The sequence below is a fragment of the Paenibacillus sp. FSL H7-0943 genome (assembly GCF_037963265.1).
Classification (GTDB): Bacteria; Bacillota; Bacilli; order Paenibacillales; family Paenibacillaceae; genus Paenibacillus_AQ; species Paenibacillus_AQ odorifer.
In genome coordinates this window covers 1,265,427-1,290,543 of the sequence record NZ_CP150148.1, presented here as the reverse complement: position 1 = coordinate 1,290,543, position 25,117 = coordinate 1,265,427, and the positions used below count along the sequence as shown (strand labels likewise).

The following is a 25,117-nucleotide window of genomic DNA, read 5'->3' as shown; positions in this document are numbered from 1 at the left end:
GAAAAGCTGCTCCTTAGCGAGCCTGCCCTAACGCCCGACCAACATTATGAATAAACACAACTTAGCTTGTGAATCCGTATTTTTCATAGTGGAAGTACTGGTCACAAGCCGACCTTACTTAATCCAGATCCCCTTACCCATTTTCGTTTGATTCGGTAATATTTTCGCGTACATATTTTTGCGTATGTATTTACGTGTACGTAGTTACGCGTATGTAGTTACGCGTATGTAGTTACGCGTATGTAGTTACGTGTACTTATACATGCACGTATTTCCACAAACGTATTTACACGTACTTATACCTGTACGCATTTACACAAACGTATTTACACGTACTTATACCTGCACGTATTTCCACAAACGTATTTACACGTACTTATACCTGCACGTATTTACACGTACTTATACCTATACATAGTTACGTGTACGTAGTTTACGCGTACTTATTTATCTGTACGTATTTACGTGTACGTAGTTTACGCGCTTATTTACCTATACGTAGTTACACGTACCCATTTACATGTATGTATTTCACGTACGTATTTACGCGTGTGAAGCTGCTATCGGACACAGCTGACCTTATATGCAGCAATTCCCCACTTTTGGGATGAGAACGGACCCCAGAGTCGCTATTGGTATAAAAAATACCCAATAAGGTGTTATTTTTAAGGTATAACGACGCTGGAGTCCGAAACCTTGCTCCAAAGGCTAATAATCTGCGAATAATGTCATCTGGGTCCGTAAGTCTCAGGTTGATGATGCTCGAGGTGCCTGTAGGCAGCCCCCAATAATCATAACCGCTCCACACCCACTAACGTTCCGCCTGTGAACTCCATTTTATAAATATCCGGCTTTGTGGTTTGAAGTAAAAAATTCAGATCATATTTGGCATCAAAATAGTTCATCATAAGCGTCATGACTGCACCGTGAGTTCCAATAGCAACCTTTTGACCGCTGTGATTACTAAGAATTTCTGCCAGTACACTAACTGAACGCATCTGACACGCATGAATGGATTCCCCACCAACTGGGACAAAATCCGGCTCTTCAAACATTTTTGCAAGTAATGGATACAGCTCCTGATCAGACATAATCTTATTTCCGTCCGAGAAATGGATTTCCCTCAGATCTTCAACACTTTGAATCTCTGCTCCTAACTCCTGCGCCAATCCGGAAATCGTATGTATAGCCCGAAGGTATGGACTTGAATAGAAGACTTGAATTCCTTCCAGACGTAATTTTTCCGTTATCTTGCGGGCATCTGCCTCCCCTTTCGCGGTTAGTCCGCGAGTCCTTTCAGTTCCTCCGGGCAGTTTGGGCGACTCACCGTGCCTCACCATATAAATAAAAGTAGCCATCCTTTCCCTCCTTTACCTCTACAAATTCTAATGTTCTAGCCCATCTCCTCTACACACTAAAAAAGCCCTTACGGACGAGAAACTGTCCTATCGGGCTAGGTAATATTGTAACTTATAACGTTTCGTGCAGAAGTTGCTTTAGATCACAAAGTAATAACTTATTGAGAGGTCACTTATTAAGGAGATACTTATTGAGAAGTCACTTATTGAGAAGTCACTTATTGAGAAATCGCTCACTGAGAAGTCACATATTAAGGCGACTATGACTAAGGAGACTCTTAATTGCACTATATACAACTATTAAGCGGTAAAAGAGGCCTCCTGAGCAAATAAGTGTACTCTGTGCAGCTAAAAATCATCTTTCCTAGACTAAAAGGGAGAAAATCAAATAATAACTGCACAAAGTACAACTAAATCCCAGTTCGATCGCTGAAAGGGAATTTAACTGCACATTCTGCAACTAAATGCTAGGGAGTCACGCTAGGTTGTATTTGCCACTCAAGCTTTCTAGTCCCGCCAGGGATCGGCTAGGGAGTCACGCTAGATTGACTCTGCCACTCAAACTTCCTAGTCTCGCTAAAGATCGGCTAGATTCTCTCTCCCACTCAAGCTTTCTAGTCCAGCTAGCTAGACTAGCGTGCTACCTCCTAGCCCCCCTCCATCACCTCAACCGTCCTAGATTGCTCCGCAGAGCTATCGCTCTTCTCTTTCTGCGCGGGCCACAGTACGCGCCTGAATGCGATGCCCAGCACACCAATCAGAGCGATTACGATGCCAAAATTCAAAAAGATACGGCTAGGCCCAGCAACCTGCACCATCACTCCGCCAAGGAGTGGCGCGCCGATCATAACACCGCTAAGAATGGTACTCTGAATACCGAACACACGCCCTGTCATGTGCGGGGGTGTTTCTTTTTGCAGACAATAATTGAAGGTGATCATAAACATTCCATTCCCGAGACCCAATAAAAATCCTAGCAGCAATACAGTAAGGATGGAGACTCCCGGCTGAAGCAGGCCCAGCCCTCCGACCGATATCCCAATAAGCGCGTAACCCGTACCCAGCTTCCAGCCGTAGCCTGTTCCACTGTTCAATTTGTTCAGGACCATGATCATGAATACAGCCCCCACGCCTGTTGCCGCAACAAGCCAGCCCAGCATAGATTCCTCAGAAGGTGCAATAATTCTGAATAGACTAGTGAACTGGAAATCGATCATCTGAATGGCCAACGCACCAACTAAACCAAACAGCATGCTGTTTAGAAGCAGTCTGCTGCGCAGCATAAAGCTCCAGCCTTCCTTCCACATCGTACGGAGGGGGACACGTTCCTCTTGATCGCCCTTACCTTCTGTGCGAACTTGTTCTACATCACTTTTCTTAACTGTAAGTAGAAGCAAATAGGAACAGCCTCTAAGGCAAGCATTGATTAATATACACCACTGTGGCGTAAGAACAGACAATGCGAAGCCGCCCAGTAAAGGTCCCGCGATTTTCGAGCCTTGATTCACAAGCCCATTAAGCGAGGTGGCTTGGAGCAGCTGATCTTCTCTAACCATACTACGGGTCATCGACTGCTGAGCAGGCACGTTTAACGTAGAAATGGCAGCACGCAACATCAGTAATGGGAGCAACCACACCATACTGGGTGCAAATAATACGAATACGGTTAACAGTGCCGTAAGCAGATCACACATCCGCATCAGCTTCAGCTTGTTCAGTCGGTCAGCCACTACCCCTGCGAACGAACCCAGCAAAATTCCCGGCAAAGCTATGGAGACCGGAATCAAAGCCAGCATTAGCGGGCTGGCCTGCCAGCGGTACCCTACGAGTACCTGAATCGCCAAGGCGTCAAACCAATCCCCAAAGGTCGCTGTCGCAAATGCGCTGTACACACGCATATACACCTTGTTCTTAAGCAGGCTCGTGCCTGCTTGTGTTGAAGCATTCATTAAACATTCCTCCAAATTACAATTAAGAACTTATTAGCATGACCTTAATGTAATGGAGAATTGTCAGAGAATTATCAGGGGGCAGTCAGGGGGCGGTCACAAGGTTCGTAAGCACGGTATCCAAGGATTGTTCTAACCGATGGAACCCCCGCTCTTCCTTCTCTCGTTCAAATAAATTCACATATTTGCGATACAAAGCTGGCTTGGGTGGAAACTCGTTACAAAAATGAACTATTCGATACAATGCATATATCCGCATCGGCACGAACCCTGACATCTCAAGCACCTGAAGTGCCTCATCCAACAGTTGCTCGGCTTCACGCCAAGACTTGCGCCGTAGAAACCACAAGCCCCTTGTAACTTTATAACTACCGATCTCACGCAAATAAGGTTTCTCCAGCAAAAGCGCTTCAATGTCTGTTGCCATCCGTTCTATTACGTGATCTTCTGTTCCCATCCACAAGTGTGCAAGCATTTCTGAGGTCGCCGTAATAGGAATGAAACTCTCATACCCCGGCTCTTTAATCACTTCATATGTTAGCTTTAGTCGTTCCAATGCTTTTTCCGGTTGCCCAGCCAGTATGTACAAATCCAGAATATTAAGGATCTCCACTTCTCGATGCTGAGGCGGCAAAAGAATCTTTTTCTCAAGGACTAACTCGCAGAACTCTAGTTTTTTCTTAGGATCACCCAATAGAACATAACAGATTAATAAGGAATAAAACCGTTCCTCTATCCCCACCTCGGTTGTGTTCAGCAGCCAATCCAAATCTCCCTGTACAAAATGAATATAGATCGAATAAAACGGATCCATCGCATACCCCAAAACATCCTGTTGGCGTGCGAGGATTAACATCGAGCGACCTTGGCCATATAGGTGATATTTCTTGAATACTTCCCGCATCGTCTTTTGCATCTCTAAGTCATATGTAGTCGGATTGGCCATAGCAGCTGAGGGCTCCTGCATAGTCAGACTATAACCAAATCCCCGAACAGTCTTAATATCTAAGTCTTGAAGCTTGCCTAGCTTTTTACGAAGCCGATAAATATGATCATCTACCGTTCGCTCTACCGGATATTCAAGCGGCCATACTTTATCCAATAGTTGTTCTCGACTGAATGTACGCCCTCTATTTTTGTACAAGAACTGAAAAAGCGTAAATTCTTTTGGGAATAATTCTATCGTTATCCCTTCTGCGGTCACTTTATATTCACTTTCATTTAATTCCAGCTGCATGATAGAACCTCACTTTCCCCGAACCCGCTCATTGGTTACATTATAACAGTCCGTCCAAGGCCTACTCCACCTCAAAAAAGAATATACAAAAAGAGCAACCCCCAGATTCCTCTGCATGATTGCTCTCTCCTCTTCTAACCCATGCCACTTACCCAGCCATATTGTTAAAAGAATCCTGTTCACTAAATACGGATATATGATCTACTGTACCGGTCGAGCTTGGAATAATAAATTTCAGCTGGTATTGGTCATTGGCTTGATAAGTGTAAATCTTATCCTCTCCGTTAACTTTGGTATAGTCTGGCTTGCCGAGTGTTGCCTCAATTTGCTTCAGCGTCAGCTTTTGCAGCGCGGAATCACTTGAACGAACATCGAAGATTAAACTTCCTTTATTAAATCCAAACACGACATGTCTGTCAGTGTAGGTAGCATAAATACCTTTTCCCGCTGACTCCTGTTGATCAGGTTTGCCCCAATCCGCTTCGACCTCATCAATGAGTCCGGTATGAGCGGCATATTTTACACCAGGCACCTTCCCTTTTTTGGCAAGCTCGAGTAACTCTTTAAGCTGTTTGTCGCTATTTTGTGAATTTGAGCTGGTTGAATCTTTATCAGTCTCCGTAGGGGAGGAAGTCGCTGCTGGTGCAGTTTCTGGTGCAGTTTCTGGTGCAGTTTCTGCTGGGGTGCTTGATGGACTAACTTCCGGCTCAGAGGATGCTGTTACAGCCGTTTCTGTTGGGGCCGTTGCCTGGGATTCTGAATTCCCCGCCTCATTGTTCGAACTGCATCCAGCAAGCCCAATCATTCCTGTGAGCAGGATAGAGCCTGCTATTAATTTTATCTGTACTGACATGATGTCATCTCCTTAGTGGATTACCTTAAAGTCGACTTGCAAAAAATGAAACTGAACATACAGACGAGGTGAAAATCAAATAGTTGCAGGATAGCGGCAATACTTCTGGCTAACCCTCTTTTACCCATATCTACAAATATAAATTCATAAACACTCTATTTTTCTACATAAAACCCTTTTTTCCGACACCTAACTCAAGTAAGTTTCTCTTTTAAAATCTCCACATAACTCCATTTAACTATAAACTCGTGAACTCATAAGCTCATAAACTCATGAACCATATGACCTTAGACGTCATTCCCAGCCTCGAAGGTTTCATTGCAGAACGTACAATAGAAAGGAGCTAATCCTGCTTAAAAAAGCAATCCATTGCATTCTGTGCAATAGATTCCAACAAAACCCACATCTGGCGTCCTTCTGAGTACACGAACTGTAATCGCGACATTTGTTGAAGAATTTTCCATTCAAACGCAACCTTAATCCTCCAAGCCGCATCTTATTAGTAAAGGGAGGGGAGCTGCATCTGAATATTATAGAGAGAATTGTGGCAAAAGATGAGTCAGCTCTCCGCCTGTTAATGGACGAATATGGAGATATGCTGCTGCGAACCGCTTCTTTACTGCTCAAAGATAGACAAAGTGCCGAAGAAGCGGTACAAGATACTTTTATTCAAGCTTATGCCAAAATGAGTCAGTTACAGGAGCCGGATCGGCTGAAGGCATGGCTAATACGGATAGTGGTCAATCGCTGCCGCATGAGGCAACGGACTTGGAGCTGGCGTAATATTTTCCCGGCGGGAGGGTCAGAGCTGCAAACCAACGGGGATGCTGACTTCACAGCCGGAGCAGAAGAGCTTTTTATGGTGGAATGGCATAATGTCAGGCTCACCGAGTCCCTGAAAAATCTCGATTATCTATACCGGGAATGTCTAACTTTATATTACTTTCATGAGATGAGCATCCGGGAAATTTCCGAGCAATTAAATACATCTGAAAATACGATCAAATCCAGACTCGCCAGAGGCCGGACGCTCTTAAAAAAGATTTTGGTGAAGGAGGGACATTTCTTATGAATACAGAACGCGATGTGGTCAAAAAGCAGCTTGATGAAGAATTAAAAAACCTCCAGTTCACTGGACACGACCGGGTCATTAAGCAGACTCACCCTCCAACCTTTGGAGCCCGTTTATTGGCGCTGTGGAATAAGGAAATTGAGATCCCTGTCAAACCTATAGGTGCGATCGGTGCCATTATTCTAATCGTTTCGCTGACCCTGCATCAGCCAGAGATTAAACAACAGCCACAACAAAACACCCCGCAGCGTGCGAACCGAGAACTAATCGAAGCTGGAGGAAATACGTATTGGAAGGATATCTACGAGCAGGCGGTGAAAAAACATGAGAATTAAGATAAAAATCAAACATCTGGTGTTATTCGTGTTGCTCCCTGCCTCCCTGCTTATTCTTCTGTTTAACTTCTTACCTTCACAGGCGCAGATAGATCAGAGCACAGCTATTCAATCTAACATAGCTAGGACTGATCTTCTGCAAAAGCTGGCTTCCACAACCGGGAGTAAACGTATCGAGCTAATCCGTACAAACATCCTTGATAAGGATCACAGCTATGATCCCTACAGATATGACGTTAATGTTAGCCCTTCGATGAGCCAGTGGAGTAATGATGAAACCCAGCGTTCGGGTCTGTTACCGGAGGACATAGTACCTTTGCTTGAGGAATATATCCTTGAGGGGCCTTCGGATAATACACGTATATTTGCGGCTAAGCAGTTAGCTTATGAATATGATGCTCTTGGCCGAAAGGAAGATGGAGATCAAGCGCTAATCACCGCAGCGAAACCGTTAAACAGCAACTCCACTGTAGCTAAACAGCTGGAGCTCCTTCGAGCGGAGCGAGCCCTAAATAGTGGCGATATAACAACCGCTGAAACAATTCTTGAACAAACCCCCTTTCCATCCGAGTCTCAGGAAGAGCTAAACGCACAAAAAGCATGGCTTACCGGGCGTTTACTCTTTACAAAAGGCAAAGCACAGGAAGCACTTGCCGTAGTAAACGATGGCTTGGAGAGCTACAAAAAATTCTGGCAGGATATTCATAAACAAATGAACGCTGCCACCAGCAGTTCGAACGAAGGCTCCAGAGACAATACAGGATCAGCAGCAGCACCAGAAGCTGGGACTTCAGATACTGAAAGACAGCTGGAATCGCTTCGAACCGCAATTCAGTCTGCTATAGATATGGGAAATACCTCAACTGCTGTCGTCTCCGGTACCCTTACACGAAGCGATGGCACCCCAGTTCCGCGGGCAGGTATTTTTCTCCGCGCTGAAAGCGAAGTTAACCATAGCATCACTTCTGCTGAACCCTACCGAATCGTCACAGATACTGAAGGACGTTTCGAATTTCACGGTGTGATTCCGGGCTTTTATCAGTTACAGCTTGGACTTGGCTATGATCAGATCGACGGCTGGACTTGGCCTGTACAATATGACGATTGGATTGAAGTTAAACCAGATGACAGGTTGAATGAGAGCATAGTTCTACAACCTCTGCTTGAGCTGCAGTCTCCCATTAATCAGGAAACCCTAACGGGCAAGACCATAGATTTCCGCTGGAAAGCTGTTGAAGGTGCAGCTTACTATCGTTTAAGCGGTGGCGGGGAGGGGGCCGTGTTGGGCGTACAAATTCGGGATCGTATTGTAGATAACCATATCTCCATTCCTGTAGAAGAACTTTACGATGGCGGCGGTTTTTCCTATGGCAGCAGTGGAGATGGCTGGGAATCTATTGATCCCCTCTCCCTTCTCGGATTTATGAATCCCGAAGTGCGCTTTTCTTGGAATATTGAAGCCTTAGATGCAGATGGACACTTGATTACCCGCAGTAATGGCTACAGATTGAACGAAGACACCGTCGGCAATCTGCCGTTCTTTTATCTCAAGGAAAGAGAGCTTACTACGGCTGACCAACTCTTACTGGATAAGAAAACGGATCAGGCACTAGAAATGTACCAAAAAAATATTGCCGATGACCCACAGGATGTTCATGCCCTGCACATGCTAGTAAAGTTGATGCTGGCAAAATCATCCCTCACAAAGGATACAACATTAGAAGATAAGGCGATTCCTTTACTCGAAAAGCTAATACAACTACAGCCTTCTACTAATTATGCCTTCACATTATCGCAGTACTATTTTGACCATGCGGACTGGAAGTCGTATAACGAATATTATTCCTACTACAACGAACTAAACCGACCCAATACTAACGGTTATGTACTTTCTATTAACGCTACAGCCCTCATGCAACAAGGGAAGCTTGAAGAAGCTCGTAAACAATTCGCGATCGCCCTAAAGTATGATGATAGCCATCGTTTTATTGGCAGCTTTTTGGCGGCAGAATTATACGCTGGTGAATCACTCTCTTCGGTAATGACACTTGCTGAGCGTTATCCTGAACACAGCTTTGGTCATAGTGGATACCGTTGGCCACAAATGATTAAACAACTGTTAGCGGAACGAAAAAATCAACCTAAAGTCTTTGACCAAGAGTTAAAAGAGAAGCTTGGATGGTATGTGAATGGTCAAACTGATGAGTTAAAGCAATGGATCGCAAATGCCAAACCCTCCGCTTTGAAGACCTTTATGCAGGCAGTTTTAGAGGTAAGCTAATTCATTAAAATAAACAAAAATCCGGTCCCGCTCGACAAATTCGAGCATGGACCGGATTTTTAATTACACATAATCTTTTATTTAGATTTAGCTTCCATCATGTAATTCTGGAAATCCGTGATACTTGGGTTAGACATATAGTGGCCACCCTCTACTTCAATCGTTTGGCCTGTGATGAATTTGGATTCATCCGATGCCAGGAACAAAACCGTATTGCCGATATCATCAGCTTCACCGTGATAAGGAAGCGCGTTGAATTTTTGGAAAATATCCAATACCGCTGGCGGCATATTTCTTGCAGCGGCAGGTGTTAGGATCAGCCCTGGTGCCACCCCGTTACAACGGATTTTGTCTTTACCATATTGTGTAGCGATGTAACGAGTAAGGTTCACAACAGCTGCCTTAGAGGAGCCATAAGCAGTACGCAATGAATCCCCTGCGAATGCTGACATCGAAGCTGTGTTAATGATCGAGCCTCCGCCCGCTTTAATCATATGAGGAATAGCAAACCGGCTGCCTAACAGAACACTTTTGGTATTTACGTTCATCAGGCGATCCCACTCTTCCAAATCTATATTGACCACATCAAGGTCTTTTTGCAGATTAGTTAGACCTACATTATTAAACAATATTGTGATGGTGCCATACTGAGCAACTGTGAAGTCAACAGCTTCCTTGATCGAATCCGCTTGGGAGGCATCTAAGAAAAGACCTTCAGCTTCTCCGCCTTCATTTTTAATCTTAGATGCTGCTTCTTTGGCTGCTTCCACATTAAAATCGGCAATAACAACCTTTGCTCCTTCTCTAGCTAATAGAGTGGCAGCTGATAAGCCAATACCTGAAGCGCCTCCAGTTACTAATGCAACTTTACCTTGAACTCTTCCCATGTTCATACCCCTTTATAATGTTATTGTGCTTCTAAGATGACTTGGTTTATGTTTCAGAGCTATCAAAGCTCGTTAACAACTTCTCATAGATTTTCAAGAATTGCTGCAGTTCCTCCTCATTGAGCTTTTGGAACATTTCAGCTCTTAGCTCCTGTCCCTTAAGCTGTGCTTCCTTCAAAACGTCTTTTCCTTTGTCCGTGATAGATAGAAGTACATTCCGTCGATCATCTTCGTTATATTTTCGCTCGGCCATCCCCTGCTTAATCAGGCGATTAGCAATGTTAGTCATTGCTCCCGGCGTATATCCTAGTCTCTTAGCCAAAATAGTCTGCTTCAAGGGGCCTTTTTTATTCAATTCGCCCAAGACTAGAACTGGAGATATCCCAATATTGTGATCAAATGCGTTCATCCATCGGACAATAACTTCATTCGTAAATAATTCAACTGCATGTATTAGCTTAAAAATATCTGGATTTTCCAAGAGGTTCTCCTTTGGCATTCATGATGATCGGCTGCTTATAGAAGTATTTTAACACTAAAATATTTAATAGTAAAATATTTAATATTAAAAAAAGAATGCTTGGTGAAAAGCATTCTTCAAATTGCGGATTTCTCAACAACATAAGTGCCAGCCAGCAAATCGTGAATCGCACGTTTACGGCGATGTAATCCAACCAACAAGTAATCCACCAGCATGATTGGACCCAGGATTTGAGTGAGGTCAAAAGCCAAATCCGACCATAAGGATAATTTGGCGGAAATAACGGTAAAGTCATAGCTGCTGACCGCAATTACCATTGAAAGAATCATACTAATCATTCGGAAAACATTTCGAATCAGAGCTTCCTTCACTGTAGGGTAATTCCCTTGCTCATTGACAATTTTTATTTTTAAAATCAGCTTCCCTGGAGTTCCGCCAAATCTAACAATCATAAAGATATCAAATGCGATAAACAAAATGTACTCCAGGATAATAGGTATCTCCGAGTGTAATGAAACAGCTAATGAATTGAGTATCCAGTATACGATAACCCCAGGTATTCCAATGACCAAGAAATCAAGAATGGAAGCCAGCACTCTTTTCCAAAAGCCTATAAAATTCTCCTGATCCAAATGCTCGGGTAGAATGTTATCCATGCAAGCACTCCTCTCTCTATCATTTACTTTGTCGCTCAATCCCTATTTAACAATCCCTTCCTCAGATGCTCTTGGATAATGGACTCCAGCTCTTTGTTATTTTTCACAATTACCCGTTTATCAGACAGAGTATCCGTTAACTCTATAATCCTATGTGCGGCCTCCTGATCATATCCACGGTTCCATTCAAAAATCATCACATACAGATTCTTAAATGACTGCTTGTAATTCGCTTGCTCTAAACCCAGTCTTGTTTTTATAAACCTTGTAAACACTCTCAAATCCCTGATCACTTTATTAGGATTCAAAATAACGATTAAGTCAGCAGCTTTAAAACTCTCTTGTCCCCATTTGTAATGTGCGCCTTCCAGAATCCACGAGGGTTTATCAAGGATTTCCTCCAATTGGGCATCTCTTGCTTCAACTGAAAAGCGCAAATTCTCGGCACTTCTGTCCCATACCAAGTTGTCAGTCTCGTAATACTCTACACCGTATTTTTTAGATAACTCCCGGGCGATATAGGATTTGCCGCTGCCGCAAGCTCCAATGATTCTAATCTTCATAAGCTCAGCCTAGCCCTATCGGCAGGATTATTAGTCCTATAGAAATTACGGTGATTATTCTTGTGGTGAGGAGCGTTAGCTTTTGATTCTTCTCTGATTTATACCAGCCTTTAAACTGAAAATGATTCCGGTACAGCATAAAAAATAACAATAAATTCCCGAGTCCCATACTCCAGTTATACACGGGCTGACCAAATATCAATTGATAGATCAATCTTTCTGCCCAACCCAAAACTAATAAAGTCAGCACAAGCAATATACATAATCGAAGTAATTCCAATATAAAAGAGCCCAATTTCAGCAATTCTGCAACCATCCTCTCAAGGTTTCTTTATCGCCAAAAAAAATCCACATTCCTCCAAATTATACACCTTACACCTTACGACTCCTACCTAAAAACACAACCTGCCCAAGATAAATTTATCCTGAGCAAGGTTGTGTTTTTTATCAGCTTAGGAGGATGCGGGTTTCCCCTCGCCCCTTAGTTCCTGTATTTGTCGCTGCAAATTAACGATTTCCGCCACTAGCGCTGCATTCTCCGCCTCAGAATCCACACCGCTACTCTGAATCAGCTGATTCAGACGCAGCTGCAGCAGGGCAAGGTTATCCTCCCGAGCCTGTTCTATACCAGTAAGCAGACGGGTTCTGTCTTTTGCGAAGTATTCAGCATACGTTCCTTGAAAAAACTTTGGTGCCTGAGACGGCTCTAATATCACCAAGCGATTAGCCACTTTAGAGTGAAGATAACGGTCATGCGAGACCATTACTAACCCGCCGGGATACACCATAAGTGCCTCTTCTACTCGTTCCCTAGTGTCAATGTCCAGATAATTAGTGGGTTCATCTAAGACCAATAGATTTGCTTTTCCAAAATACAACTTGAGGAAAGCTACACGGCATTTCTCCCCCAGACTCAAATCCCCAATCCGTTTAAATACATCGTCCCGCGTAAATAAAAAGCAACCCAGAATTGTCCGCGCCTCCGTCTGGGTCATTCCCGGCAGTTCAAGCAAGCTATCCAGAATCGTAGAGTTCATTTCTAAGTTATCTAGCTCTTGTGCAAAATAACCGATTGTCGTCCGTGGATGCAGCCGCACTTCACCTTTTGTAGGCTTATTGATCCCTGCAATCAATTTCAGCAGCGTAGACTTTCCAACACCATTAGGACCCAGAATAGACAATCGGTCTCCCCGGTTTAGCGACAAACTGAAATCCCTAAGAAAAGGCGCACTCCCCTCATAGGCAAACTCTATCTCACGGAGTGTCAGCAAAGAATCTGCCAGAAACTCTTCGCTTTCCAGCTTCATCTTCAGCTTGCCAGTCTCACGGGGCAATTCTACACGGTTCTTATTTAACCGTTCCAGTGCAGCTTCCTTGGCATGGAAACGAGACACATTTTTCTTGGATTTCGAACGCAGAAAATCATTTTGTCCGGCAGCACGATGCGCTTGCTGGAACCATTCTGCATACCGCCTAATGCTCTCCAGCAGCTTCTCCTTTTCTTGCTCCTGCTTTTTATATTGTCCCTCCAATGTTCTCAGCTCTATAGTCTTCTGCTCCCGGTATTGTGTATATCCACCCGAATAACGCCGGCATCCCTCCGGACTAAGCTCCAGCACAGACGTCGCAGTTCGATCAATAAATGTACGATCATGTGATACATAAAACACGGTTCCAGGGTATGTGCACACCCAATGCTCCAACCACTCCATCGTTTCTCCATCTATGTGATTGGTCGGTTCATCCAGAATCAATAGCTTGGGCTGCCGGGCTAATAATGCTGCTAATTGCACCCGTGTCTTTTGCCCTCCACTAAGTGAGGCGTATGGCAAATCCCAGACTGCATGTTCAAGCTTGAGCTGCTTTAGACTTTTTTCCGCTTTGACCTCCCAGCCATATCCATCGAGCTGCAAGTAACGATCGTACACCTCTGTATATTCAGCCAATTCAGTTTCGTTATCAGCATTCTGCTCCTGCAGTCTCTGACTGAGGGCTTCGAGCTGGCGTTTTAATTCAGGCAGCTGTGCTGACCCTGAAAGAACGTAGTCCAATGCGGTTACTTCCCCCGGTACCTCAAGCTGTTGATCGAGCACACCCCATTCTTCAGATGGTAAACCATGATAGATACTTCCCTCTTCAAAAGTAAGCCGACCGATCAGCCCCTTAAGCAGTGTGGTTTTGCCAATCCCGTTTCGTCCGAATAAAAGCACGCGCTCTCCCTCTGCTATCTCAAAGGATACCTCCTTAAATAAAGGGATCCCATTCCATTCCTTACGTAAATTCTTCACTTTAATTATAGTCATCTTTCATTCCTCCGATTTCATTGCAAATAAAAAACCGCAGCCAACGGTCTGCGGTCGAATAGCGTATGAAGGGGGAATGTGCCCAGACATGGATAGACTACGGCCGTGTTCACCTGCTGGATGCAGAGTAAACCAACACAATAGATAGAACTATCCATATAAAAGCATCGTAAGACCCCCGACCGACACACGTATCCCTGACCGTTATCACCCTGCGCGGGTGCTCCGTGACTTGTGCATATGCACTTCACAAACTTTATGGTCTGTTTCAGGAAACGTGTTAGTTATTCATCAGTCGGTGGCCCTCCGTAATTGTCCGTATTTTAGAATAAGTACAGTATATAACAATTTAAATCAGAAATAAAAGGCCAAGAACAATTATAACTTAATCTTTACCACCTGAGTCTGCGCATTCCACTGCACCTGAACAGCAAATAAATCAGGCAGGATACTCAGCGGAATTAGTAATCGGTTATTTTCATTGCGTGACGGTAAAATCGTAATGGATTTCCCATTCACAATAGCCTTATTAGATAATGGCTTATGTGTCACCGTACGATTGCCGATCGTAATTATCAGTGCTCCTGTCCCCGCTTCACTCTGCAAAGTACCACCCAGTAAGGCCACGGATTCTCTCAGCGGAACAAACACACGGGAATTTTCCAATATAAAAGGATCCTTCAGCTTTGTTGTCGTCCCATTGATCTCAAAAGTCCCCGCAAACTTATTACTTCCCACAGAGTACCCGTTTTTAGTTGCAATATTCTCCATAGCCAGTGTGCTCGTTGTAATGATAACTCGAGTATTCTTGGCTACTTTTGGATACAGCCAATGAATATCATCATTATGCATTCGAATACAACCGGCGCTAACATACTTCCCTATCGATGACTCATTATTATTGCCGTGAATCGCATACGTCGTGCCATAGGTCCCGTTCACTTCCAGCCCCAGCCAGCGGTCGCCAAGCGGATTGGCCGGATCCCCACCGGGAATTTTCTCTTTGTAGTAGGGTCTGTTTTTTACTTTAACCACCATTTTGAAGCTACCTTCTGGCGTCAGTTCCTTCGACTTCCCTGTGGCAACCGGAAAAGTCTTCACCAGCTTGCCGTCACTGAAATACGCGAGTTTGTTTGTTTTTTTGTTCACGATGATCAGATCTGAGCCAGCAGCTTCCACCCTTCCAACTCCTGTAAAGCAAGCAGCGAACAAAAGTCCAAATACAAGCATCAGTTTAATGTTCCGCTGTAAAAAAGTTTGAAACCGGCCTTTCGAAAAGCATAAATTCATCTTGCTCCACCTCCGTTATATAAAGACGAAATCATTTCAAATATGTTGCGTACCAGCCTGTACCTATTCTTTTCAACTCGTCCACTCCCGCTTGACGCAGAGATTGCAATACTGTAACCAATGAAAGCACGACAAAAAGCCGACCTTTAGATACGTAAAGATCAGCACGCGCATAAACACATAAGTTGCGGACTCCAGAGACCCTATTTGCAACAAATCCGCTGTTTTGAGATGCTATCGGACTCCAGCGCAGTTATTTGCTCAAATACCCTCGAATTCCTTGCTTTTCAGGACCAATAAGGTCTCTCGGGTCCGAAACTTGCTCAAAAAGGCCTAAAACACGCGAATAGCTGCATCTGAGTCCGTTAGCACAGTTCTACCTTGCTCTTTCCTATGTCTCTAACATTTCTGCCCTACGTCTCATACATTTCCGCCCTACGTCTCATACATTACTGCGTTCATTACTGCGTTCATTACTGCGTCCGCTCATTTGCCCGTTACCGTTAGCACAGTTACCTACCACATCTCCACTATATCTCCACTACAACTCCACCAAATCTCCACTACAACTCCCCACATCTCCACCACGCTCCTGACGCTCCAGCCTTAAACTAACTGCGCTACACATTTGCCCGTATCCCATTATCCCGAAGCTCAACTCACCAGCCTCCAAACTAACTACGATTTTACCATCGAAGATCAGCTAGCGTATTAGTTGCGGACTCCAGAGACCCTATTTGCAACAAATCCGCTGTTTTGAGATGCTATCGGACTCCAGCGCAGTTATTTGTTCAAATACCCTCGAATTCCTTGCTCTTCACGACCAATAACGTCTCTCGGGTCCGAAACTCGCTCCAAAAACCCTAAACTCGCGAATAGCTGCATCTGAGTCCGTTAGCACAGTTATCTACTCCCACACCCCACCACGCTCCTAACGCTCTAACACCAAACTAACTACGTTTTTACCATCGAAGATCAGCTAGCGTATTAGTTGCGGACTCCAGAGACCCTATTTGCAACAAATTTGCTGTTTTGAGATGCTATCGGACTCCAGCGCAGTTATTTGCTCAAAACACCTCGAATTCCTTGCTTTTAGGACCAATAAGGTCTCTCGGGTCCGAAACTCGCTCCAAAAACCCTAAAACTCGCGAATAGCTGCATCTGAGTCCTTTGGCAAACCAGTTAGTTTAGGGTTGGTTTTTAGTTGGTTTTTAGTTGGTTTTTAGTTGGTTTCTAGTTTGTTTCCAGTACATTTCTGATTAGTTTCTAGTTCGTTTCTTATTAGCTCCTACTCGTCCCTACCTCGTCCCTACCTCGTCCCTACCTCCCCTATCTCCCCTATCTCTTTGTCAGCTCGTTTTTACTCCCTTCCGCTCTTCCGCTCTTCCACTCTCCCCCCCCATCCCCACTACACACAAAAAAAGCCTTGATTCTCTAAATAGAGAATCAAGGCTTTCTAAATTGACCTTACACCCACCACATACCCTGAGGCTGGTCATGAATAAGAATGGATTGCAAATTGGTTACTGCACGTTGGAAGCCTTCGTCAACCGTCATAAGAGGGTCTTCATGCTCGATGCTCACCACGTAATCATAACCGTAAGTGCGCAGCGCGCTCATGATATCTGACCACTCAGATATGCTGTGGCCGCAACCAACGGAGCGGAAGGTCCATGCGCGGGTCTGCACATCACCATAAGGTTGCATATCGGTCAGACCATACATATTGATGTTGTCCTGATCCAAGTAAGTATCCTTGGCATGGAAATGGTGAATCGCACCAGCTTTACCGAGAATCTTAATGGCACCTACAGGATCAATACCTTGCCACCACAGATGGCTCGGATCCAGATTAGCTCCGATAGCATCGCAGGTTGCTTCTCTAAGCTTCAAAATCGTATAAGGAGTATGGCACAGGAAGCCGCCATGCAGCTCGATGCCGATCTTAACGTCATGCTCCTCGGCCAGCTTGCCGATTTCCTTCCAGTAAGGGATCAGCTTATGTTCCCACTGCCAGGTTTTGATGTCGCTGTACACGGTAGGCCAAGGTGTGACTGGCCAGTTCGGTGCTTTTGCCTCATCGCTGTCCCCAGCCGTTCCCGAAAAAGTGTTCACGACCTTAACACCCATGAGTGAAGCCAGCTTGATCGATTTACGGAGAATTTCATCCCCGGCGCGGGCTTCTTCTTTATCTGGTGAAATCGGGTTATTATGGCAACTGAAGGCACTGATCATAATGCCACGCTTCGTGAACTTTTCCAAATATTCTTGACGTGCTGACTCGCTCGCAAGCAGCTCATCTGTCGGACAGTGAGCATTACCGGGATTACCGCCCGAGCCGATCTCTACCGCATTCAAACCTGCGGCGGCGATTTTATCTAACATCTCGTCAAGACTCAAGCTTCCAAATACAGGATCAAATACGCCTAATTTCATTTATACGACCACCTTTTCTTTAATAGGCTCTAAGGCTTCAGAATGTCCGTAAACCGGATAGTCACGTTTCGTTGGTGCACACCAGTTCACGCCATTGACGATAACTTTTTGAATATCCTTGTTGTAATAGGTTGGATAAGATTCATGACCAGGCTGGAAATAAAAGATCTTCCCGCTGCCTCTACGGTAGGTCGATCCGCTTGGGAAGACGTTGCCGCCTTCGAACCAGCCGACAAATACAAGACTCTCTGGTGCTGGCACATCAAAATGCGCACCGTACATTTCCTCTTGCTCCAAGTCGATGTATTCACCAATGCCCTCAGCAATCGGGTGACTTGGGTCCATGACCCACAGACGCTCCTTCTCCTCAGCTTCACGCCATTTCAGATCGCAGCTGGTGCCCATTAATTTAATAAAGATTTTGGACATATGGCCCGAATGAAGCACTACAAGTCCCATACCTTGCAGCACTCGCGCATGTACACGATTTACAATCTCATCACTTACTTCATGATGGGCGATATGTCCCCACCAGATCAGTACATCCGTGTTATCTAATACCTCTTGCGTAAGTCCGTGCTCTGGTTCATCCAGCGTAGCTGTCTGAGTGTCCAGTCCTGCCTCTTGAAGAAAACTTGCCAGTTGTCCATGAATACCTTGCGGATAGACCTTAAGAATTCTTTCTTCCTGACGTTCATGACGGAATTCATTCCATACGGTTACTCTTGTCACTTGAGACACGCTCCTAGTTCATATTTATCTATGACCCTCGAATTTGCTTGATTATTCAAAAAACACAGGCATTCCAGTTTCAGAGGATTTATAAATAGCCTCCAAGATGCGAGTCACAACCAACGCCTGCTCCGGCTTCACTACAGGCTCGGTGTCATTTACAATGCTGTCAATCCACTGAGCTGCCTCTATCACCGCAGGATCATCTCCTGCACCATCATAAAAGTCGACGCCACCGGCATCCAGACCGATATGCTTCTCAAAGGTTTTACCGTAGGCTTCTCCGTTAATGCGCAGACCCTTCTCCATATCTGCTCCGCCTTCAGTCCCACAAAGTACCGTTTTGGCCTCACCGACATCGAGTGTATTCAGTGCCCAGCTTGCTTCTAAGACGATGGTAGCCCCATTCTCCATAGTGATGAATCCAATGGCGGAATCCTCCACTGTAAACTTCTCAGGATCCCACGGGCCCCAAGCATTTGCAGCATTTTTACGACCGGACAGCTTATGATAAGCGTTGCCCACGACATATTTAGGTTTGTAATTATCCATCATCCACAGGGTCAAATCGAGCGCATGGGTGCCGATATCAATCAACGGACCGCCGCCCTGCGCTTCTTCATCCAAAAACACACCCCAAGTTGGGACAGCGCGACGACGGATAGCCTTAGCTCTGGCGTAATAGATCTCACCAAGCTCATTATTCTCACATACCGCATGCAGATAAGCTGAATCTGGTCTGAAACGGTTCTGATAACCGATGGTCAGCTTTTTCCCAGTTCGCTCTGAGGCCTCGATCATCGCTTGTGCTTCTGCCGTGGTTTTAGCCATCGGCTTCTCACACATTACGTGTTTGCCTGCTTCCATAGCCGCAATGGAAATCTCCGCATGGGAAATGTTCGGCGTACATACATGAATCACATCTATACTTGCATCGTTAAGAAGCTCTTTATAATCTGTGTAAACTACGGACTGCTCATCTCCAAACTCCGCTTTTGCCTTCTCGGCACGTTCAGCGACGATATCACAAAAAGCAACCATTCGCGCACCTTCTACTTTTTTTAACGCTGGCATGTGCTTGCCGTTCGCAATACCTCCGCAGCCGATAATTCCTACTGTTAAAGTCATTCTGGTCTAACCTCCACTTATTCCTGTTTTGATATCTCTATCATACAAATCTGAGGAAGGGCTTTCTTCCTGTAATCTTGCTGTATTATTCCCGAATATTGTCTTGTGGTATTTCAGCGGGGATATCCCCGTTGCTTCCTTGAAAAAATGATGGAAGGTCTTCACGCTGCCAAACCCGGCTGCTTCCGCCACGGCAGACATCGGCAGATCTTCATTGATCAAGATCCATTTGGCTTTGTTAAGCCGGTATTCGTTTAAGAACGCGATAAAGGTCATGCCCGTGTTTTTCTTGAACAATTTGGTAAAATAATAAGGACTAAAACCCATATAATTAGCTACCTCATTCAGCGAAATAGCCTCCTGATAATGCTGCTCCACATAAATAAAAATCCGCTCTAGTCTCTCCAGTGTTTCTCTGGATTGATTCAGTGTATCTTCTGAGAACTTAGGCTGTTTATTGATCGGACTTTTCGGTACCTCACGTAAAATAACGGTCAGCAGTTCAAATAATCTAGCCTTGATTAGAAAAACATACCCTTCTCTTCGCTGTACATCTTCCTCGTAAATACTCTCAATCAGCCCTTTGACCTTCGCGGCAGTTGCCACGGGCCATCTAGAACTGGAATACTCCATAAGCGTAAAGACCTCACGAAGTGAGTAGTCATTACCGTTCAAAGCGGCTACTTCTTGAAACAAATTCAGGTCAAATTGAATCACTACCCGTTCACTCTCAGGGGAAGAGAGAAAATAATGCACATCCCCACCATTGATAAACTGAACCTCGCCCTGTTCCATGTGAATAGGGGTATCATTAATTCCCAGATTCAGGCTTCCTTTGGTAACATAGATAATTTCAATTTCTTTATGCCAATGCGGATAACACAACGTATCACCATTGCAAAGTAAACTGCGGTAAGGAAAGTGCTTATCCACATCCGGAATCTCGAGATAAATATTCATAAATACAACTCCTTATCCGAGTAAATCATTAAAACCAGGGCTTGCATGCCATATTTAAAAGTTTTACGTAAGCGTTTACTCTCTAAATGTTAGACCTCCAATATTCTTTTGTCAATTACATGTACAAATGATCTGTACAATCAAGTTATCACCTAAAACTAAACCGTGCTCTCTCCATTATTTTAAGTAATTTTTTGGTATATGTATCGCTTTCATTCTATTAAAAGAACTCTTGGTTTTACGTAGCTTTGATCATTTTTTTATATTTAAGTAGAGTTGACAAAAATACCTATCAGGATTTATATTCAGGGTAAGCGTTTACGTTGTTCGATGAATATAAATTCATTATTCACTACGTAAGCGTTTAATTCAAGGATAACCGTAGTTTAAGGAGCTCATAGGAATGAACCCAACGATTAAAGATGTTGCACAGAAAGCGAACGTTTCCATTGCCACGGTCTCTCGCGTGCTAAACAATTTAAGTGGGTATTCGGACAAAACGAAACAAAAGGTAAATGAGGCGATCAAAGAAATTGGTTATCAACCTAACGCGATTGCTCGTGGCCTAATCAATAAGCGTACGCAGACTATAGGTGTAATGTTTCCAAGTGTTTCCGGAGCTTTCTCCTCCAATCTGCTTAAAGGCATTGAGGAATTGGCCAATGACCGAAATTACAGTGTGATGGTTTGTAATACCGATCAGGATGGTAAGCGAACGCTGAAGTATTTGCAGTTGCTCAGAGAGAAGCAAGTCGATGGCATTATTTTTTCAAGTGAAGTCTTGAAGAAAGAATATTACGATGTGCTAGAAACCATGAAAATCCCAGTTGTGCTGGTCTCTTCCCAAACGGAATTTGCCAGTGTACCTTACGTAAAAGTAGATGATTACCAAGCTGCCTATGATGCTATCCTTTACTTAATTTCTAAAGGTCACAGAAAAATAGCCATGATCAGCGGAGATCAAAACGATATTATTGCGGGTGCACCCAGAGCTGAGGGATATCGTAAAGCACTTGAAGCAAATGGCATACCTTTTGACAGCCGTTATCTAACTTTTGGAGACTTTCATTATGAAAGTGGGAGTATTGCAATGGAAGCTCTCTTGGATCAAGCTCCTGATCTCACTGCCGTCTTTGCCGCTAGTGACGAAATGGCGATTGGCGCCCTTTCCACTGTCATCAAATATGGTTTAAGCGTTCCTGAAGATATCTCTATTATGGGGTACGATGATCTCGGAATGGCTAAAATGGTTATTCCACCGTTAACTACAGTTCGTCAGCCACTGTACGATATTGGTAAGATCGCTGTGGAAAAACTGATCCAAATGATTGAAACGGGCGAGACTGTGAATAGCAGAATCGTCGACCACCTAATTGTGGAAAGACAAACGGTAAGAACACTTACCTAAGTCTTTTGTCAATATAACGTAAACGTTTACTCTTTATCTTAATGTATATCCTCCGCCTATAAGTAGCAGAATATCTTTTAAGTATATGTTCAGAGTAAACGTTTACCCTTCTCTTCATCATCAGAATAACAAATTATTAGGAGGAATTATCATGAAAAAAACAATCAAACCTGTAGTGGTTAGCCTAGTGGCTATGTCCGTGCTTAGCGCCTGTGGCAATAACGCGGCTGACAACAGCACAAATAGCAGTGGGAATTCCTCCGGTGAAAAGGTAAAAGTCGAATTCTTCCAAGGTAAGTCTGAAGCCAAAGCCACCTTCGACAAGCTAGTCGCGAAATTTAATGAAGCCAATCCGAACATCGTAGTCACTCAAGTGAACCCGCCGGATGCTGAAACTGTGCTGAAGACTCGTGCGGCTAAAAAAGACATTCCTGATGTCGTGGGTATGGGTGCCACCGACACCTACAAAACTTTATCCGCAAGCGGTCTGTTTGAAGACTTCACTTCTGATCCGCTAGCTAAGAATATTCAACCTGCCTATGTCCAAATGATGAAAGACCTGACGGGTACAGACACGTTGAATGCTCTTCCATTCTCCTCCAATGCAAGTGGGGTCATATACAATAAAGCGATGTTCGCTGAAGCGGGCGTTACCGTACCAACAACCTGGGATGAGTTCATGGCTGTCGCTCAAAAGTTCAAAGATAGCGGTAAGAATGCTTTCTATCTGACTTTTAAGGATGCTTGGACAACACTTACACCTTTCAATTCCCTCTCAACGATCATTAAAGGTAATGATTTCTTCAAGGAGCGTACAGCAGGCACTGTAACCTTCGCAGACAGCTTTAACGAGGTTGCCGAAAAACTGCTTAAGCTGACGGAATACGGACAGAAAGATATCTTTGGAAAGAATTACAATGACGGCAACACAGCATTCGCTAAAGGCGAATCAGCAATGTACCTGCAAGGCGTATGGGCGATTCCAGAAATCGTGAAAGCCAATCCATCCATTGAACTTGGCGTATTCCCGTTCCCAGCGACAAATGATGCTGCCGATGCTAAGGTCATTTCTGGCGTAGACACATTACTGACTATTTCCAAGAACACTAAACATAAAGAAGAAGCCAAGAAATTCATTGACTTCCTACTTCAACCTGAGAATGTCACCCTATACATCAACGAACAAAAAGCATTCCCAGCAGTACAAGGTGTAACACAGGATGATCCAACGATGGACGGATTCAAAGCATCTTTTGAAGCAGGTAAACTCGCTGACTTTGCTGACCACTACATTCCAAGTGCAATGAAAGTTGAAACCATCAACCAAGCCTTCTTACAAAAGAAAGATATTAATGCTTACCTAAAACAGCTTGATACAGAATGGGATAAAGTAGCTGACCGGAAATAACCAGATCAGACAAACATGAACCGCGAAAGAGAACGGGGCTTCCCCTCTTCTCTTTCGCTTTTACAATGAGGAGGATTACATGATGGCCAAACGCCGAGTCGCCTTTTATCTGATGACTATACCGGCATTACTTCTTTTCTTTGCCTTTCATACCTTTCCTGCACTGCAGGGTATATATTATTCGTTCACAAACTGGGACGGCTTTAGTGACAGCTTTGATTACGTAGGATTTAAGAACTTCGTCAACATTTTTCAAGACGAAAATGTGTTGAATTCATATGTGTTCACTTTTAAATATGCCATCCTGACCACTATTCTTATCAACATCATCAGCTTGTTGATTGCGTTAGGACTAAATGCGAAAATTAAAGCCAAAAACTTTTTCCGCGGGGTATATTTCCTTCCTAATATCCTTAGCGTATTGATTGTCGGTTTTATTTTTAACTACTTGTTCGCTAATGTATTCCCTATTTGGGGTGCGAAACTCGGCAGTGAATTTTTATCACAGAACATTCTCGGTAACTCGGACTGGGCTTGGATCGGTATCGTCATTGTAGCCGTTTGGCAGGGGATTGCTTATAACACGATTCTCTATCTGGCGGGTCTGCAGACCATTCCTCATGATCTTTACGAAGCTTCCAATCTGGACGGCGCTAGCCGCTGGAGAGAATTCTGGAGCATTACTTTTCCAATGCTTGCTTCCTTCTTCACGATCAATATGGTACTCGCGATGAAGGGCGGCCTGATGGTATTCGACCAAATCGTTGCTTTGACAGGTGGGGGACCAGGACGTTCAACTCAATCCATTGCCCACTTAATCTACACAGGCGGCTTCCAAGGCGGAGAATTTGCCTACCAATCGGCGAACGCCGTGATTTATTTTATCGTGATCGTCGTTATCTCCGCCCTTCAGCTTAAATTTCTGCAGAAACGGGAGATGGACTTATGATCAAAAAATCAACCAACTGGCCTGTAACGACGCTTATCGCCCTAGGCTCACTGCTGATTCTTTTTCCGCTTTACATGACTATTGCCATCGCGCTCAAGAATCCCGAAGAAATGGCTCAATCTATCTTTTCGCTGCCGACTGGCCTGCATTTTGAGAACTTCGCCAATGCGATTAAGGCAACGAATTTCTTCAATGCTTTAGGAAATAGCACCATTATTACTATTACGACTGTTGTGTTCATATTGCTTACCAACTCCATGGTAGCCTATGCTATTGCACGTAATATGAAGCGGAAATTTTTCAAAGTGCTTTACTTCTATTTTATCAGTGCTATGTTTATCCCTTTCCAGATTATTATGCTGCCTGTGGTCAAAGTGACAACGGATCTGCACATGAACAATATTGTAGGGATTATTATTCTATACGTTGTTTATGGTCTGGCCTTTAACGTTTTTGTATACACCGGCTATATCCGCTCCATTCCGTATGAATTGGAAGAAGCGGCTACAGTAGATGGCGCATCGACCTTCGGAACGTTCTGGAAGATTATTTTCCCACTCCTCGCTCCTGTCAGTGCAACAATCGGTATCCTGTCTTGTTTATCGACTTGGAATGACTTTATGCTACCGCTGGTTCTGCTCGGAGATCAAGATTCCTACACGCTTCCGCTTGTACAATATGTCTTCCAGGGCCAGTTCAGCACGGATTTTAACTTAGCATTTGCTTCATATCTGCTCGCATTAACCCCGATGCTCATCGTCTATTTGTTCGCGCAAAAATGGATTATCAGCGGACTAACATCTGGATCCATTAAATAACTAAGATTTATAT

General features: G+C 44.2%; 22 protein-coding genes. 7 read left to right on the top strand and 15 right to left on the bottom strand.

What is annotated here, in order from left to right:
* Positions 1-791: 791 nt before the first annotated feature.
* The 4 genes from NSQ55_RS05575 to NSQ55_RS05560 all read right to left on the bottom strand — a co-directional run bounded on the left by NSQ55_RS05575 (position 792) and on the right by NSQ55_RS05560 (position 5,397).
* The gene (locus NSQ55_RS05575) at positions 792-1,358 is read right to left on the bottom strand and encodes a histidine phosphatase family protein (protein ID WP_339171836.1); all 567 of its coding nucleotides are present in this window, start codon (positions 1,356-1,358) and stop codon (positions 792-794) included.
* A 647-nt stretch (positions 1,359-2,005) separates the two neighbouring features.
* Positions 2,006-3,307, bottom strand: a complete 1,302-nt coding sequence (locus NSQ55_RS05570; RefSeq protein WP_076186741.1) for an MFS transporter — start codon at positions 3,305-3,307, stop codon at positions 2,006-2,008.
* A gap of 85 nt (positions 3,308-3,392) precedes the next feature.
* Positions 3,393-4,544 carry a winged helix-turn-helix domain-containing protein gene (locus NSQ55_RS05565; RefSeq protein ID WP_081393669.1) on the bottom strand — a complete coding sequence of 384 codons (1,152 nt, stop codon included), beginning with the start codon at positions 4,542-4,544 and terminating at the stop codon, positions 3,393-3,395.
* Between the two features lie 148 nt (positions 4,545-4,692).
* A complete protein-coding gene (locus tag NSQ55_RS05560) occupies positions 4,693-5,397 on the bottom strand; it encodes a YjgB family protein (RefSeq protein WP_339171832.1) in 705 nt (234 codons plus the stop codon).
* 544 nt (positions 5,398-5,941) lie between these two features.
* Here NSQ55_RS05560 and NSQ55_RS05555 point away from each other — a divergent pair.
* Genes NSQ55_RS05555 through NSQ55_RS05545 form a run of 3 tightly spaced genes read left to right on the top strand, consistent with a single transcriptional unit; the run spans position 5,942 to position 9,085 of the window.
* Positions 5,942-6,469, top strand: a complete 528-nt coding sequence (locus NSQ55_RS05555) for a sigma-70 family RNA polymerase sigma factor (RefSeq protein ID WP_339171830.1) — start codon at positions 5,942-5,944, stop codon at positions 6,467-6,469.
* Entirely contained in the window at positions 6,466-6,804 is a 339-nt protein-coding gene (locus NSQ55_RS05550; protein WP_076129549.1) for a hypothetical protein, read from the top strand. The genes NSQ55_RS05555 and NSQ55_RS05550 overlap by 4 nt, the downstream gene beginning before the upstream one ends.
* Positions 6,794-9,085, top strand: a complete 2,292-nt coding sequence (locus NSQ55_RS05545; protein ID WP_076129550.1) for a carboxypeptidase-like regulatory domain-containing protein — start codon at positions 6,794-6,796, stop codon at positions 9,083-9,085. Before NSQ55_RS05550 ends, NSQ55_RS05545 begins: the two co-directional genes overlap by 11 nt.
* A gap of 77 nt (positions 9,086-9,162) precedes the next feature.
* Here the strand turns inward: NSQ55_RS05545 and NSQ55_RS05540 are convergent, their stop codons facing one another.
* From NSQ55_RS05540 to NSQ55_RS05490, 11 genes are all read right to left on the bottom strand, one after another.
* Positions 9,163-9,972 carry an SDR family oxidoreductase gene (locus NSQ55_RS05540; RefSeq protein WP_076129551.1) on the bottom strand — a complete coding sequence of 270 codons (810 nt, stop codon included), beginning with the start codon at positions 9,970-9,972 and terminating at the stop codon, positions 9,163-9,165.
* A 46-nt stretch (positions 9,973-10,018) separates the two neighbouring features.
* Positions 10,019-10,453, bottom strand: a complete 435-nt coding sequence (locus tag NSQ55_RS05535; protein ID WP_036680418.1) for a MarR family transcriptional regulator — start codon at positions 10,451-10,453, stop codon at positions 10,019-10,021.
* A 116-nt stretch (positions 10,454-10,569) separates the two neighbouring features.
* A complete protein-coding gene (locus NSQ55_RS05530) occupies positions 10,570-11,109 on the bottom strand; it encodes an RDD family protein (RefSeq protein WP_076277891.1) in 540 nt (179 codons plus the stop codon).
* Positions 11,110-11,144: 35 nt separating this feature from the next.
* On the bottom strand, positions 11,145-11,672 hold the full coding sequence (locus NSQ55_RS05525) for a hypothetical protein (protein WP_076186750.1): 528 nt from the start codon (positions 11,670-11,672) through the stop codon (positions 11,145-11,147).
* Between the two features lie 4 nt (positions 11,673-11,676).
* On the bottom strand, positions 11,677-11,976 hold the full coding sequence (locus NSQ55_RS05520; RefSeq protein ID WP_143763941.1) for a hypothetical protein: 300 nt from the start codon (positions 11,974-11,976) through the stop codon (positions 11,677-11,679).
* Between the two features lie 148 nt (positions 11,977-12,124).
* The gene (locus NSQ55_RS05515; RefSeq protein WP_339171824.1) at positions 12,125-13,975 is read right to left on the bottom strand and encodes an ABC-F family ATP-binding cassette domain-containing protein; all 1,851 of its coding nucleotides are present in this window, start codon (positions 13,973-13,975) and stop codon (positions 12,125-12,127) included.
* 378 nt (positions 13,976-14,353) lie between these two features.
* Complete coding sequence (locus NSQ55_RS05510; protein ID WP_076186755.1) at positions 14,354-15,265, bottom strand: L,D-transpeptidase family protein; 912 nt, start codon at positions 15,263-15,265, stop codon at positions 14,354-14,356.
* Between the two features lie 1,467 nt (positions 15,266-16,732).
* Positions 16,733-17,701, bottom strand: coding sequence for a sugar phosphate isomerase/epimerase (locus NSQ55_RS05505; RefSeq protein ID WP_076186757.1), 969 nt, complete (start codon positions 17,699-17,701; stop codon positions 16,733-16,735).
* On the bottom strand, positions 17,702-18,433 hold the full coding sequence (locus NSQ55_RS05500; protein ID WP_339171819.1) for a ThuA domain-containing protein: 732 nt from the start codon (positions 18,431-18,433) through the stop codon (positions 17,702-17,704). It lies immediately after the preceding gene.
* Positions 18,434-18,484: 51 nt separating this feature from the next.
* A complete protein-coding gene (locus NSQ55_RS05495) occupies positions 18,485-19,561 on the bottom strand; it encodes a Gfo/Idh/MocA family oxidoreductase (protein ID WP_076129559.1) in 1,077 nt (358 codons plus the stop codon).
* 6 nt (positions 19,562-19,567) lie between these two features.
* On the bottom strand, positions 19,568-20,521 hold the full coding sequence (locus NSQ55_RS05490) for an AraC family transcriptional regulator (protein WP_076129560.1): 954 nt from the start codon (positions 20,519-20,521) through the stop codon (positions 19,568-19,570).
* Between the two features lie 403 nt (positions 20,522-20,924).
* On the opposite strand from NSQ55_RS05490, the gene NSQ55_RS05485 reads away from it, so the two are divergent.
* The 4 genes from NSQ55_RS05485 (at position 20,925) to NSQ55_RS05470 (ending at position 25,104) form a co-directional block, all read left to right on the top strand.
* Positions 20,925-21,929 carry a substrate-binding domain-containing protein gene (locus tag NSQ55_RS05485; protein WP_076186767.1) on the top strand — a complete coding sequence of 335 codons (1,005 nt, stop codon included), beginning with the start codon at positions 20,925-20,927 and terminating at the stop codon, positions 21,927-21,929.
* A gap of 151 nt (positions 21,930-22,080) precedes the next feature.
* Positions 22,081-23,337 (top strand): extracellular solute-binding protein, encoded by a 1,257-nt coding sequence (locus NSQ55_RS05480; RefSeq protein WP_076186769.1) that lies wholly within the window; start codon positions 22,081-22,083, stop codon positions 23,335-23,337.
* Between the two features lie 82 nt (positions 23,338-23,419).
* Complete coding sequence (locus tag NSQ55_RS05475; RefSeq protein ID WP_076186771.1) at positions 23,420-24,286, top strand: sugar ABC transporter permease; 867 nt, start codon at positions 23,420-23,422, stop codon at positions 24,284-24,286.
* Complete coding sequence (locus NSQ55_RS05470) at positions 24,286-25,104, top strand: carbohydrate ABC transporter permease (protein WP_076186790.1); 819 nt, start codon at positions 24,286-24,288, stop codon at positions 25,102-25,104. The genes NSQ55_RS05475 and NSQ55_RS05470 overlap by 1 nt, the downstream gene beginning before the upstream one ends.
* The last annotated feature ends 13 nt before the right edge of the window (positions 25,105-25,117 follow it).

Bases quoted from the DNA above. Each gene is read 5' to 3' on its own strand.
- NSQ55_RS05575 (WP_339171836.1), bottom strand. From the start codon at position 1,358: ATGGCTACTTTTATTTATATGGTGAGGCACGGTGAGTCGCCCAAACTG.
- NSQ55_RS05570 (WP_076186741.1), bottom strand. From the start codon at position 3,307: ATGAATGCTTCAACACAAGCAGGCACGAGCCTGCTTAAGAACAAGGTG.
- NSQ55_RS05565 (WP_081393669.1), bottom strand. From the start codon at position 4,544: ATGCAGCTGGAATTAAATGAAAGTGAATATAAAGTGACCGCAGAAGGG.
- NSQ55_RS05560 (WP_339171832.1), bottom strand. From the start codon at position 5,397: ATGTCAGTACAGATAAAATTAATAGCAGGCTCTATCCTGCTCACAGGA.
- NSQ55_RS05550 (WP_076129549.1), top strand. From the start codon at position 6,466: ATGAATACAGAACGCGATGTGGTCAAAAAGCAGCTTGATGAAGAATTA.
- NSQ55_RS05545 (WP_076129550.1), top strand. From the start codon at position 6,794: ATGAGAATTAAGATAAAAATCAAACATCTGGTGTTATTCGTGTTGCTC.
- NSQ55_RS05540 (WP_076129551.1), bottom strand. From the start codon at position 9,972: ATGGGAAGAGTTCAAGGTAAAGTTGCATTAGTAACTGGAGGCGCTTCA.
- NSQ55_RS05530 (WP_076277891.1), bottom strand. From the start codon at position 11,109: ATGGATAACATTCTACCCGAGCATTTGGATCAGGAGAATTTTATAGGC.
- NSQ55_RS05525 (WP_076186750.1), bottom strand. From the start codon at position 11,672: ATGAAGATTAGAATCATTGGAGCTTGCGGCAGCGGCAAATCCTATATC.
- NSQ55_RS05515 (WP_339171824.1), bottom strand. From the start codon at position 13,975: ATGACTATAATTAAAGTGAAGAATTTACGTAAGGAATGGAATGGGATC.
- NSQ55_RS05510 (WP_076186755.1), bottom strand. From the start codon at position 15,265: ATGAATTTATGCTTTTCGAAAGGCCGGTTTCAAACTTTTTTACAGCGG.
- NSQ55_RS05505 (WP_076186757.1), bottom strand. From the start codon at position 17,701: ATGAAATTAGGCGTATTTGATCCTGTATTTGGAAGCTTGAGTCTTGAC.
- NSQ55_RS05495 (WP_076129559.1), bottom strand. From the start codon at position 19,561: ATGACTTTAACAGTAGGAATTATCGGCTGCGGAGGTATTGCGAACGGC.
- NSQ55_RS05490 (WP_076129560.1), bottom strand. From the start codon at position 20,521: ATGAATATTTATCTCGAGATTCCGGATGTGGATAAGCACTTTCCTTAC.
- NSQ55_RS05485 (WP_076186767.1), top strand. From the start codon at position 20,925: ATGAACCCAACGATTAAAGATGTTGCACAGAAAGCGAACGTTTCCATT.
- NSQ55_RS05480 (WP_076186769.1), top strand. From the start codon at position 22,081: ATGAAAAAAACAATCAAACCTGTAGTGGTTAGCCTAGTGGCTATGTCC.
- NSQ55_RS05475 (WP_076186771.1), top strand. From the start codon at position 23,420: ATGGCCAAACGCCGAGTCGCCTTTTATCTGATGACTATACCGGCATTA.